This window comes from Paraburkholderia sp. UCT70 (genome assembly GCF_050434085.1).
GTDB classification, from domain to species: domain Bacteria; phylum Pseudomonadota; class Gammaproteobacteria; order Burkholderiales; family Burkholderiaceae; genus Paraburkholderia; species Paraburkholderia tuberum.
The window spans coordinates 948,930-961,505 of record NZ_JBNPVZ010000002.1 but is presented as its reverse complement, the minus strand read 5'-3'; the positions used below and the strand labels follow the sequence as shown (position 1 = coordinate 961,505).

Here is a 12,576-nt window from a genome sequence, read left to right as displayed (position 1 = left end):
TGGCTAGACGAAGGAACCGAGCTGTTGAGCATGCTCGGCATTCGTGAGAAAGCCGCCCTTCCAAGGCGGCTTCTTTGTGCCCATTCTTGTACAGCGGTACAAGACAGGAAGTTAATAGCAACTCGGCAAAGCTAACGGACCCCGGATCTGCAACAGCATCTTCGCCCGCCCCGCTCAATGCGATTCGATCGAGCCGTCGCTGTGCGGATACGTGACGATGCCCCACGCGAGCGGCAGCTCACCGATCTGCTTGAGCGGCTGATAGCTCTTCGCGTCGAGCACGTAGACCGCGTCGGAGCGACCGCACGCGACCATCAGCTTCGAGCCGTCCGGCGTGAAGCTGAAATGCCAGCAGCGCTGGCCGACCGGCACATCGGCGACATGTTCGTACGTGTGGCCGTCGAACACCTGCACCACCTTGTCGCGCGCGGCGGCCACGAAAAGCCGCTGACCGTTCGGGCCGAACGCCACGCCATAGGGGCCAAGCCTGGTGTCGACGGTGTTGACTACCTCGAACGTGTGCGCGTCGATCACGACGAACTTGCTGAGCGACTCCAGCGTGACAACATAATGCTTGCCGTCAGGCGACAGCCGGATGCCGCGCGGCCGCCCGCCCGCCGCGAGCTTCACGGTTCGGATCGGCGCGCCGGTTCGTGCGTGATAGATCGACACCGTATCGTCGCCTTCGTTGGTGACCAGCATCATCTGGCCGTCGCGCGAGAATTCGATGCCTTCGGTTTCGTGGCCGCTCGTGACCGAACGGATCACGTGCCAGTTTTTCATATCGATGATCGCGATTTCGGCGGGCGGCTTGTTCGCGTCGTCGTCCGCGCCGGGCTTGTTGCCCGCGTTCGCTTCGGGCTTATTGTCCCCCTTCGCGTCGGGTTTGGCTCCCGGCGGCCCGCCGTCCTCGCCGGGCTCGTAGGTCACGTACGCGTAGCCGTTGCGCACCCGCACATATTCAGGGTTTTTGCCGATCTTCACGCGCTGGACGACCTTGCCCGTGGCGGTGTCGATCACCGCGAGATCGTTGGTGTTCTTGTTGGCGACCAGCAGACGCGTGCCGTCGGCGTTCAGGCTCAGGCCGCGCGGGCCACCGGCGCCGACCGGAAAGGTCTGCGTGAGCGTCATCTGGTCGAGATCTATCACGCCGACGCCGGCCTTCTCGCTCGTCACGTAGGCGAGCGGCGCGGCCGCGGCATGCGCGGCGCTCGCGGCCAGCACGAGCGCGCAGGCCAGCGCGAGGGAACGGCGTGGCGGTCGGGGGAAAATCCATGTCTCCAGCATCGTTGTACTCCGGGTTGATATGGCGGCGCCGCGATGGTTCGCGTCATCGTTTCAAGGTAGCCCACCGGGCGATTGTTTGACAACGCGGATCGGCGGGAGATTTTCCCGAATTGCTTCGCGCCCGCCGTCGCGGGTTTGAAAAGCGGGGTCGGCGGGGGACAATGAGCGCGGAGGTGGCGATGATGCTGCAAGTTGCCATGGCGAACCCAAGAAGTCCTACCCATGCCGCGGCCGGCTACCGTCGCGCGGCCATCGTGCTGGGCGCCGTGATCGTCGCGCATCTGGTGCTGCTCGCCATCGCGTTGAGCGCGCGTAACCGGATCGTCGAGCGTCCGGTCGAGCCGCGCACGATCACCGCGTCGCTGCTGAGCCCCGAGCCTCCCGCTCCGGTTGTTTCACCTCCCGCGCCGCCCCCACCCGCCGCTGTCGTTCCGACGGCGCCAACGCCGCCGGTCACGCACCCCGCCGTGCGCGTCAAACCGGCGCCGCAGCCTCGCGCGCAGGTGCCGCGCAGGGTGGAAAAGCCTCTGCCGACACCGCCTCCGACACGCGAAAGCACCGCGCAGCCCGTCACGCAAGCCGCCGCGCCATCGGCGGCACCGCAGGCCGCCGTGCCAACAGCCGCCGCGCCGTCGGCGGCATCGGCTGCCGCCGTCCGTCCGGCGGTGCCCGCGTCGACCGAGCCGCGCAACGTGTCGCACGTCGACTGCTCGATTCCGAAGCCCGACTATCCGGACATCGCGAAGCGGCGTGGCGAGCATGGCACAGCGATCGTGCGTTTCGTCGTCGGGCTGAGCGGGCATATCGAAACGGCGCAACTGCAAACCAGCAGCGGCTCCGCGCGGCTCGACGACGCGGCGCTCGCCGCCGTCCATGCGGGCGCCTGCCAGCCGTACACCGAAAACGGCACGCCGGTGCGCGCCGCGTACTCGCAGTCGTTCGTGTTCGGACTGACCGAGTGACGCAACAGGGTGAGCACACCGCCAAACAGACCAGGGACACCAAACGAAGGAACTCGCCATGCAACACTACGGACTCGCAAACGTCTGGGATTCAGGTGATATCGTCACGCGCGGCATTCTGAGCGTGCTCGTGATCATGTCGGTGCTGTCGTGGACGGTGATCATCGTGAAGCTGTGGCAACTGATCCGCCTCAGGCGCGCAACCCGCCAGAGCGACGCGCGCTTCTGGAGCGCGGACCGCTTCGACGACGGGCTGCGCAGCCTCGGCCATCCGGAATCGGGCGCGCACGACAACCCGCTGCTCGCGCTCGCGCTGGCGGGCCATGAAGCCGCGACGCACCATCGGCAGACGCAGCAGCATCTGCACGACCGTATCGACGTGTCCGACTGGATCACCCGGCGTCTGCAGGACACGATGGACGAGACGATCGCGCGCCTGCAAAGCGGCCTTGCGATTCTCGCGTCGATCGGCAGCACCGCGCCTTTCGTCGGGCTCTTCGGCACGGTTTGGGGCATCTACCATGCGCTGATCGTGATCGGCGAGACCGGTCAGACCTCGATCGATCATGTCGCCGGCCCGGTCGGCGAGTCGCTGATCATGACGGCGTTCGGGCTCTTCGTCGCAATTCCCGCCGTGCTCGGCTACAACGGTCTGACGCGCGCGAACCGCTCGATCGTCGCGCGCCTGAAGCGCTTCGCGCACGGCTTGCACGCGTACTTCGTGACCGGCTCGCAGTTGCCCTCGAGCGCCGGGCCGCAGATGCGCGTGGTGCCGCGCGGCACCAACGCGACGAACGCAACGCGCGACGGAGACCTCGAATGGCAATGAGCCCTTTCTCCGACGACGACGAACAAGGTCTGATGAGCGAGATCAACATGACGCCGCTCGTCGACGTGATGCTGGTGCTGCTGATCATTTTTCTCGTCACGATTCCGGCGCTGCAACACGTGGTCAGGATCGATCTGCCGCACGCGAGCAGTCAGCCGGAAGCGCTCAAGCCCGCGCACGTGGACGTCGTGGTGCAGGCGGACGGCACGGTGCTGTGGGACGGTCAGCCCGTGACCGACGACGCCTTGCGCGCGCGCATCGCGCAAGCCGCCCTCGCGACGCCGCAGCCGGAGCTGCATTTGCGCGCCGATCGCAAGGTGCCGTACGAGCGGGTGGCGATCGTGATGTCGGCGGCGCAGCGTGGCGGGCTGACGAAGCTGGGCTTCGTGACCGATCCGCAGTTGGGCAACTGACGCGGCGCGGCGTGCGTGTTCGGTGCGTGCCGGCACATAAAGTCCCGCTTATCGGCGGCGAAAGAATCTCTGAATATGAATCGGCGGACGGCTCGGCTATCGTGGTGCGTGTCTGAACGGCACCCCACCCTCGCGAGGACCGCACGATGCAAGCCCTCATCTTCGACGTCGACGGCACGCTCGCCGACACCGAGACTGCTCATCTGCACGCATTCAACGCCGCGTTCGCGGAAGCGGGCCTCGACTGGTTCTGGGACGAAGCGCTCTATTCCAGCTTGCTGAAAGTGGCGGGCGGCAAGGAGCGTCTGCTGCATTACTGGCGCACGGTCGAGTGCGAGGAAGCCGGGGGCCCGCGAGCGCGAGAGGCCGTCGACGCGCTGCACGCGCTGAAGACGCGCCACTACACCGAGCGCATGCGCGAGCGCGGCGTGCCGCTACGACCCGGCATCGCGCGTCTGATCGACGAGGCGAACGAGGCCGGTCTACGCGTGGCGATCGCGACGACCACGACTCCCGCCAACCTTGACGCGCTGCTGCAAGCGCATTTCGGCGCCAGTTGGCGCCATCGCTTCGCGGCAATCGGCGACGCCGGCACCACGCCGGCGAAAAAGCCCGCCCCCGACGTCTATCGCCACGTGCTCGAACAGCTCGGCTTGCAGCCCGCGGCCTGTCTCGCCTTCGAGGACTCGCGCAACGGCCTGCTGGCGGCGCGCGCCGCGCGCGTGCCCGTCGTCGTCACGCCGAGCGCTTTTACCGCGCACGAGGACTTCGACGGCGCGCTGGCCGTGCTGCCTCATCTCGGCGATCCGCACGCGCCGATCGTTCCGATGGTGCGCGGCGAATGGCATCGCTGGGTGGACCTGGCGACACTGCGCCGCTGGCATCAAGACGCCACGCGTCGTCCCGATTCGGCCGCGCACGGCGCACTGAACGCGGACCAGGCGAACGCGAGCGCGTCATGGCAATGAACCGCGACTACCACGCTGTCCTGATCGATCTCGACGGTACGATGGTCGATACCGCGCCGGACATCGTCGCGGCTGCCGGCCTGATGCTGACGGACTTCGGCGCCACGCCGCTGCCTTACGACAGGGTGACCGGCTTCATCGGCAACGGCGTGCGCAAGCTCGTGCAGCGCTCGCTGGATGCGGCGGGCCTCCGCGAGCGCGTCGAACTGAACCATGCGCAGGCCGTGTTCGAGCGGCATTACGCGGTGACCAACGCGGAGCTGGGTCGGGTTTTTCCTGGCGTGATGACCGGGCTGCGCGCGTTGCGGCAGCACGGGTACCGCTGCGCGTGCGTGACCAACAAGCCGCAGGCGCTGGCGGCGGCGCTGCTCGACAAAACTGGGCTTGCCGCTTTTCTGGACGTGCTGGTCGGGGGCGACACCGTGGCGAGCATGAAGCCGTCGCCCGAGCCGCTTCGGCACGCGTGCCGGCTGCTCGACGTCGAGCCCGAACGTTGCGTGCTGGTCGGCGATTCATCGGTCGATGTCGCGGCGGCGCGCGCGGCCGGTCTGCCGGTCTTCATCGTCAGCTACGGCTATGGCAGCGCGAGCGGCGCCGACCTGCCGCGCTGCGACGCGCTGATCGATTCGTTCGAGGCATTGCCGGCGATTCTGGCGCAAGCGCGGCCGGCATTGCGCGCGTGATTCGAGCCGCTAACCCGCCGACAACAACCCCGCGACGCGCTCCGACTTCGTCTGCACCGCGATATCTTTCGCGGTCATCCCGCGATTGTCCTTCAACGACCGGTTCGCGCCGCGCGCGAGCAACAGCTGGGCGGTCTCCGCGCGATCGTATCCCGCCGCCCACATCAGCGCGGTCAGATCGTTCTTGTAGGTCCGGTTCACGTCGACGCCCGCATCGAGCAACTGACCGACGACCTTCGTTTGTCCCTGGCCCGCTGCGTATTCCATCGCGGTCTTGCCGACGCGATCGGTCGCGAGCGGATCGGCGCCATGCGCGAGCAGCAGCGCGACGATCTCGTCGAAGCCGCCGTAGGCAGCGGCCATCAGCGGTGTATCGCCCGGTGCGTTCGCATGCTGCACGTTCGCGCCGCGCTCGATCAGCGTGCGCGCCATCGCCGTATCGCCCTTCTTGCACGCGGTGACGAGCGCGGTGTCGCCGATCCGGTTCATCGCATCGACCGACGCGCCGCGCTGCAGCGCCTTGACGACCGACTGCTGATCGTCGTCCTTCGCGGCCGCGAGCAGTTGGCGGTTGATTTCCCCCTGGTCCTGCGCGAGCACCGGCACCCACGCGCCGAATGCGGTGGCGAGCAGAACGGCGGCCGCAAGCGGCCGAGCGAACATGTCTGTCATGGTGTCTTCCCCGTGCTACTGCAGATTGTTGATATAAGCGGCCAGATGATGGATGTCATCGTCGGTCAGATTACGCGTCACGCTGGTCATGTTGCCCGCATCGTTGGTGCGCGTGTGCGAGCGAAAGTCCTGCAACTGCTTGACGATGTACTGATAATGCTGGCCCGCGACGCGCGGAATCTCGTTCTGCCCGGAAAAGCCGCCCAGATGACACATCGTGCACAGCACCTCGGCCGCCTTCTTGCTGCCCGCCTCGATGCTCGCGCCATCCGCGTTGAACGGCACCGATACGGGCTTCTGCGCGGCGAAGTAGTCGGCGAGGTCCAGCATGTCCTCGCTCGACAGGTTCGCCGCCATCGGCGACATGCGCGGATCGCTGCGCCGTCCCTGCTTGAAGTCCTTCAGCTCCAGATACAGATAGCGCGCGGTTTGCCCGGCCAGAATCGGATAGTCCGGACTGGTCGAATTGCCCATCGGCCCGTGACAGGCCACGCACACCTGCGCTTTCGTCTTGCCCGCCTCGGCGTCGGCGCGCGCGCCCGACGGCAGCCATGCGGCGATCAATCCGCCGCACAGCAGCGCCACCCTTGCAGCGCGCGCCCCACCCGGCGCTCCCCGCAGCGCCGGCCGCCTCATGGCACCGCGAACACGACGACGCTATTGCCGCGCTTGAAGTCGATCTGGGTGTTGCCGCCCGCTGCGACCGCGATGTACTGCTTGCCGTTGACCGTGTACGACACGGCCGGCGCGTTGACGCCCGCGCCGCACTGGAACTCCCACAGCTTCTTGCCGGTGGCGGCATCGAACGCGCGGAACAGGCCGTTGCCCTCGCCGTTGAACACGAGACCGCCCGCGGTCGCGAGCACGCCGCCGATCAGCGGCTGGTCGGTCTTGTAGTCCCACGCGACCTTGCCGGTGTCGACGTTGACGGCCGACAGCTTGCCCCATTGCGCCTCGGACGGAATCACCTTGAAGGCGCCGCCGAGCCACAGCTTGCTGCCGCCCGGATAGGCGGCGTCCTCGACCTGGTACGTCATCGGCTGATGCAGGTTGGCCGCGTAGACGAGGCGCGTTTGCGGATCGAACGCGATCGGCGACCACTCGACGCCGCCGTTCGCGCCCGGCAGCATGCGCGCGCCGGCTGCTGTCGGCAGGGTCCACATGTTTTCCTGCGGAATCATCGCCTGCGAGAAGCGGATCAGACGGCCGGTCGCACGATCATGCACGTACACGTGACCGGTCTTGCCCGCATGCACGATGCCGGGGATCATCTTGCCGTCGTTGTCGCGCACGTCGATCAGCACCGGCGGGCTCACTGCGTCGAGGTCCCAGACGTCGTGCGGCACGTACTGGTAGTGCCATTTGTACTTGCCGGTGTCGAGATCGATCGCGACGAGCGAATCCGTATAGAGGTTGTCTCCCGGCCGGATCGCGCCATACAGGTCCGGCGACGGGTTGCCGACCACGAAGTACACCGTGTGCGTTTTCCGGTCGACCGCCGGCGTCATCCACACACCGCCGCCGAGCGTCTTGTAGAAGTCGCCGCCCTTGTCGGCCAACTGCTTCTTCTCCGCGTCGATGTCGCGCTTCTCGTCGCGGCCGGTCGCGTCTTTGGGGGCCCACACGCCTTCCTGGCCGGTTTCCGGAATCGTGTAGAAGGTCCACAGCAACTGGCCGGAATTCGCGTCGTACGCCTTCACGAAGCCGCGAATGCCGTACTCGCCGCCGTTCGTGCCGATCAGCACCTTGCCGTCGACGACCGTCGGCGCCATCGTTTCCGAGTAGCCCTCGTCGGGATTGGCGATCTGGCTTTGCCACAGCACGTTGCCGGTTTTGGCGTCGAGCGCGACGAGCTTGGAGTCGAGCGTGCCCATATAGAGCCGGTCACCCGAAATCGCGACGCCACGATTGTTCGGCCCGCAACAGAACGTCGTGACCGGACCCATCTTGTGCTTGTAATGCCAGAACTCTTTGCCCGTCGTCGCATCGATCGCGTATACGTGATTGAACGACGTGGTCAGGAACATCACGCCGTCCTTCACGATCGGCGCCGTTTCCATCGACTCGTTGACGGCCGTCTGGAAGATGAACGCCGGCCTGAGCTTCGCGACGTTCGTCCGGTTGATCTGCGAGCCGGGGTAATAGCGCGTCTGCGCGTACGAGCCGTTCGAATGGAGCCAGACCGCCGTCATGCTGCCGGCGCGATCGAGCTGATCCTGGGTCACGGGCTGAAGCGTCGATGGCACCGGCGCGGCGGTGGTGGTCGAGCTGTTCTGTACTTCGTCGGCGGCATGAGCCGCAGGCAAGCCGAACGCGATGGCGAGCAGTGGCAGGCCGACAATTCCCTGAATACGGTTGAATGGCATGAGCGTCTCCTAGCTTTTTATTGTTCCTATGAATTGCAGCGCTGGAGTGCGACATGGATCCACGCGGACGACAGCGTGAAAGAGCACGATGGCGCAACCCTCGCAGACAACAAAAGCGTACGACTTCGAATCGTTGTTAGCTTTGTCAGGACGGGTCGGCTTCGCAGAGTGGGGAGAAGCAATGCACGGGTCCGCGGAAAACCGGCTCGATTAAGGGTAGGCGATGTGTTGTGGATTTTCTAGATTAAATCGTTAAGGAATGGGAATCGACCAGCGTGCACCAGCGGGTTCATCACGAGGTTGCCCGCGAATCAAGCCTGGCCCGGCAGTGCGCCGGGCGACATCAGAAACGGCCGCCGCGCGAATCGGCACCCTTCAGATAGTACCGGTTGGTCTGTTCCGGATTCCGGTTCACCAGCGCTCGCGCATAGAGCGGATGATGCAGGCTCCGCACTTCGTGCTCGAGCCTGAAGCAACGCTCTCCGGACGACAGATCGACGAGGTCGGCAAACCGGTATTGGTGTGGCTCTTCTCCATATACGAGGCCTTTTGCGTTGAGGCGCTTGAACGGCTCCGAAAAAGCAGCGGTGTAAATGGCGATGTGGTGTCCGTCGTATTCAGGAATGGGCTCGGTCGTTTCCGCATACAGCAGCTGCTGATGCGTGCCGATGTCGATCACCGCGCGGTGCAATCCATGCTTCTCTTCGATGTCGACGGTCGCATCGAACATATCGCGGTAGAAGCGCGCGATCGGCAACGCGCTGCCGACCGGTACATCGATCTTCACGAACGCGATGCCAAGATCGATTTCCGACCAGGGGTCCGACGCGGATCGACTGGAGGGATTGAGACACTCGTAACGGTTGCCCCACGGACAGGTGACTTCTATGCTGCCGGCGCGCTCTGTCCATCCGAACCCGGTGCCGGCCAGCAGTGGCTCGACCGAGCGCAGACGCATCACGAGCGCTTCGAGTTCGCCCACCACAAGACCGACACTGCCGCGCAGACGTTGCGCCACCCCGTGCGGCAGGTGAATCTGCGACCGGCCAATGTTGATCCACATATTGTCGATACCGGTCATCACGAACGGGTCGCGCGTGAGCCCGAGTCCGGTGACGTAGAAGGCGGTCGCGAGTATCTGGTTGGGAATCTTCAGGTTCACGTGCTCGAGCAGGATCAGATTGCCGGTATCGTCGTTAGCGTAAGAGTTTTCCATGTGTTTGCCTTGTGCATGAGCCGCGAAACGCTGGACAATTATGCATCAACCTGGCAGGCATTTCGGGGACAGCTCGCAGTGCGCCGTCGCTCACGACTCACTAATGCGGCGGCCCGCGTTGGCCGATAGCAGCTGTGCATTTCCTTGCCCTGTTGCGCCAGCTCGAATACGAGCAACGCTCCGACAAGCTAATTGAGCTTGCTCTTGCATCGCACGTTGTGTTCCAGCTTTTCCGCGAACATCGCCGCGGCGTGCATGCGCCGGGTGGCATCGGACCACCCTCGCGCGGCGACCAGGGGATTACTCGCTCAGAAGGCGCTTCAACTCGTCAAGGAATGAGGCTGCAGTGTGGCCCCACAGATTAGGATCAAACCCTGAACCGTAATCTCTTTCGAACGCAGAATCCAGGTCGGACGGATGTTCATTGATGAACGAATTTATTTCATCAATTATTTCTTTTCGATATTCCAGTGGGATAACACTTTTATAGCATGAGACAATTTCAGGGATCGTGTTTCCCCACAAATCGTAATCCTCATTGAAATACGCGCCGAAAAGCTCGTACATTCTAGGGTAGCGCTCTGATAACATTGGTTATCCTTAGCCGACGTGGGCGGTCAATATGTAGTACGGCATATTGTTATATACCTGAAACTTCAGAATTACGGTTACTTCGTTCATCTTAGTCAGTTTATTGGTTTTTCTTGTTACCCCGTATCCTTATATCGCCAGAAACTTTCTTGACTAATGTAAGAGGGATGCGGTTTCTCGGAGATTGTACCCAGCTCTGAATTTTCAAAGTATTTGAATTCATTACATCAGATATCGCCAATTCTGCCACCTGAAGACTATGAAACGATGAAGCAACCCTTTTTTGGGGTTCCCGTTCGAGGCGCTCCCGTAGCCATGCCTCATCCTTCTCAACGTGTTTCAGAATCGTATGCCCACCAAGCCTTGGATTAATGGCCTTTGCCTCATGCATTTGCAGATTGATTCGGCCCATCGTGACGCTGGCCACGCGTGCAGCCTTGATCGAGCCAGCGAAGCCGAACGGCACGATCATATCAACTGACAGGCCGATATTGTTCGCCATGTCAGGACTGGCCTTCATCGCCTCGGCCAGTTTCGTCGTACCTTGCTGGGTCAGCGTGGCCGTATCCCGGCCCGTCCAGATTTGACGCACACCTGCCGACGCCGTATCTGAGCCATGCACGCCGAACACGACACATCCGGCCTTGCTCGCCATCGTCGGTTCCGGCAGCACACATAGAGCCGCCGCCCCGACCATTTCCAGCACCCCGCCCACAACCTGCAAACCGCCCCATAGCCGGTTGGAAAGCATCTCGGTGGGGCTGATCGACTGGCGGGAGAGTACCGCCGCCAGTTGCGGCGCACTGAGCACCACGCGCACGCCGTCCGAATCCTGTTGATACGACATTCCGAACTCCTCTGTAGCTGTTGGGCCTGCCAAACTAGCAGGCGACCACAGGGGTATGGAATGGGCGATGGATGATTTTAGGGTCTCGCTGCGATCAGCGAAATGTCAACATTTGTCCGCGTGGGAATGCACATCGTGACGCGTGTGGAGCTTCGGCAGGATGTGATCGACCACGCTAACCGTGTTGGCCGCAATATGGCCATGTGCCCACGCCCATTGCATGACGGCGTGCATGCGTTGGCGGGTGCCACTCAATGCAACAAACACGGCAATCGCCGCCGGGGCACGATGCTGCCTTCCACCTCAGTCTTCGCGATAGCCCCGGACGTCCCGTCTGTCACGCTCAGCACTTGCTCGGCGTCTCCTGCCCCGCCGCATGCCTGTGCAACTCGGGCGGCGTCGCGTTGCCGCCATGTTGTTCGAGGTATTGGCACGCGCTGACGATGTCGTTGGCAAGCAGTCCTTCCACGGTCCGGTTGACGTGCGGCCCCACCACGACCCGCAGACTGTTGACCGATTCCGCGTCGGGCGGCATCGAATAGGCCGAGAGCACCCAGCCTTTTTCGCGCACCTTGTTCGAAACGTCGAACTCGTTGAAATTTTTGATCTTGCTGTCGAGCGTCACGGCCACGACCGGAATCCGCTGCGTTTCGTTCATCATCGTGAAGTATCCGCTTTCGACGAGAACCGCCCGCAACGCGATCGCGTTATCGAGCGTGTGCTGCATGATCCTTCGATAGCCTTCGAAACCGTGCCTGAGGAACATGTAGTACTGCACGGCGACCTGAAACGCGTTACGGCTGAAGTTCAACGTCGCGGTCGGCATTTCGCCGCCCAGATAGTTCACGTAGAAAACCAGCTCTTCATTGAACACTTTGCGTTCGCGAAACACGACCCAGCCGAGGCCCGGCGGCACGAGCCCGTATTTATGCCCCGATGCGTTGATGGACTGCACGCGCGGCAGCCGGAAATCCCATTTGTAGTCGGGATAAAGGAACGGATTGACGAATCCTCCCGATGCGCCGTCGATATGCATCGGAATCGAAATGCGGGTGCGCTTCTCCTAGTCGTCGAGCCAGTCGTGAATGCCCTGGATATCGTCGTCCTCACCGGTGAACGTTTGCCCCGCGATTGCCACGACGGCAATCTTGTTTTCATCCACGTACTTGTCGAGATGTTCGGCCGTCAACCGGTAGTTGCGCTGGCATCAACGGCACGATGCGCGGCTCGACATCGAAATGACGAAGGAATTTCTTCCATACGATCTGCACGTTGCCGCCCGTCACCATGTTCGGTTTGCTGCCGTCATTGCCCTGCGCTTCCCGGTTCTTGCGCCAGTTCCATTTGTGCGCGAGACCAGCCAGCATGCAGGCCTCCGAGGAACCCACCGTCGCGGTGCCATACGGCTCGACGCCTTGCGGTCCGTTCCATAGCTGATGCAGCCATTTGACCATGCGCGCTTCCATCGCGAACACCTGCCGGTATATGTCATGGTCGATATAGTTCTTGAAGATGTTGCGCTTCGCGGTCTCCGCCGCTTCGGGTTCGGCCCACGTCGTGACGAACGACGACATGTTCAGCATCGGATTGGCGTCGGTCCATTCCGAGCTGATCGCGATGGCGGCCGCCGCGCGCGCGGACATTCCGTCCTTGGGGAATTCGTTTTCTGCAATTGCGTAGTTGAACTCGTCATACGGCGTAATCTTTTCGATTGACGTGGTGATCTTCTGCTCCTCAGTTCG

Annotated in this window: 11 protein-coding genes and 2 pseudogenes; 5 read left to right on the top strand and 8 right to left on the bottom strand. The window is 63.2% G+C overall.

From position 1 onward, the window contains the following. Window positions 1-174 precede the first annotated feature (174 nt). Window positions 175-1,287 carry a beta-propeller fold lactonase family protein gene (locus tag OKW41_RS06670; protein ID WP_429571948.1) on the bottom strand — a complete coding sequence of 371 codons (1,113 nt, stop codon included), beginning with the start codon at window positions 1,285-1,287 and terminating at the stop codon, window positions 175-177. A gap of 179 nt (window positions 1,288-1,466) precedes the next feature. Between OKW41_RS06670 and OKW41_RS06665 the strand changes: the two genes are divergently transcribed. The 5 genes from OKW41_RS06665 (at window position 1,467) to gph (ending at window position 5,142) form a co-directional block, all read left to right on the top strand. Further along, window positions 1,467-2,249, top strand: coding sequence for a TonB family protein (locus tag OKW41_RS06665; protein WP_429571947.1), 783 nt, complete (start codon window positions 1,467-1,469; stop codon window positions 2,247-2,249). 58 nt (window positions 2,250-2,307) lie between these two features. Further along, complete coding sequence (locus OKW41_RS06660) at window positions 2,308-3,078, top strand: MotA/TolQ/ExbB proton channel family protein (RefSeq protein ID WP_429571946.1); 771 nt, start codon at window positions 2,308-2,310, stop codon at window positions 3,076-3,078. After that, window positions 3,069-3,491: an ExbD/TolR family protein gene (locus OKW41_RS06655; RefSeq protein ID WP_429571945.1), complete on the top strand. Its 423-nt coding sequence runs from the start codon at window positions 3,069-3,071 to the stop codon at window positions 3,489-3,491. The genes OKW41_RS06660 and OKW41_RS06655 overlap by 10 nt, the downstream gene beginning before the upstream one ends. A gap of 146 nt (window positions 3,492-3,637) precedes the next feature. Then, window positions 3,638-4,459 carry an HAD family hydrolase gene (locus OKW41_RS06650; RefSeq protein WP_187630488.1) on the top strand — a complete coding sequence of 274 codons (822 nt, stop codon included), beginning with the start codon at window positions 3,638-3,640 and terminating at the stop codon, window positions 4,457-4,459. After that, on the top strand, window positions 4,450-5,142 hold the full coding sequence (gene gph / locus OKW41_RS06645) for a phosphoglycolate phosphatase (RefSeq protein ID WP_429571944.1): 693 nt from the start codon (window positions 4,450-4,452) through the stop codon (window positions 5,140-5,142). The genes OKW41_RS06650 and gph overlap by 10 nt, the downstream gene beginning before the upstream one ends. A 9-nt stretch (window positions 5,143-5,151) precedes the next feature. Here gph and OKW41_RS06640 read toward each other — a convergent pair whose 3' ends face one another. The 7 genes and pseudogenes from OKW41_RS06640 to OKW41_RS06610 all read right to left on the bottom strand — a co-directional run bounded on the left by OKW41_RS06640 (window position 5,152) and on the right by OKW41_RS06610 (window position 12,558). Further along, window positions 5,152-5,814 carry an ankyrin repeat domain-containing protein gene (locus tag OKW41_RS06640; RefSeq protein WP_429571943.1) on the bottom strand — a complete coding sequence of 221 codons (663 nt, stop codon included), beginning with the start codon at window positions 5,812-5,814 and terminating at the stop codon, window positions 5,152-5,154. Window positions 5,815-5,829: 15 nt separating this feature from the next. After that, window positions 5,830-6,450 (bottom strand): c-type cytochrome, encoded by a 621-nt coding sequence (locus tag OKW41_RS06635; RefSeq protein ID WP_429571942.1) that lies wholly within the window; start codon window positions 6,448-6,450, stop codon window positions 5,830-5,832. After that, window positions 6,447-8,180 (bottom strand): pyrroloquinoline quinone-dependent dehydrogenase, encoded by a 1,734-nt coding sequence (locus OKW41_RS06630; RefSeq protein WP_429571941.1) that lies wholly within the window; start codon window positions 8,178-8,180, stop codon window positions 6,447-6,449. The genes OKW41_RS06635 and OKW41_RS06630 overlap by 4 nt, the downstream gene beginning before the upstream one ends. 343 nt (window positions 8,181-8,523) lie before the next feature. Next, the gene (locus OKW41_RS06625) at window positions 8,524-9,396 is read right to left on the bottom strand and encodes a VOC family protein (RefSeq protein ID WP_429571940.1); all 873 of its coding nucleotides are present in this window, start codon (window positions 9,394-9,396) and stop codon (window positions 8,524-8,526) included. Between the two features lie 300 nt (window positions 9,397-9,696). Continuing rightward, complete coding sequence (locus OKW41_RS06620; protein WP_429446927.1) at window positions 9,697-9,963, bottom strand: contact-dependent growth inhibition system immunity protein; 267 nt, start codon at window positions 9,961-9,963, stop codon at window positions 9,697-9,699. A gap of 33 nt (window positions 9,964-9,996) precedes the next feature. After that, window positions 9,997-10,834, bottom strand: a pseudogene (locus OKW41_RS06615) (RNase A-like domain-containing protein). Window positions 10,835-11,177: 343 nt separating this feature from the next. Beyond that, window positions 11,178-12,558, bottom strand: a pseudogene (locus tag OKW41_RS06610) (glutamate decarboxylase). Between the last annotated feature and the right edge of the window lie 18 nt (window positions 12,559-12,576).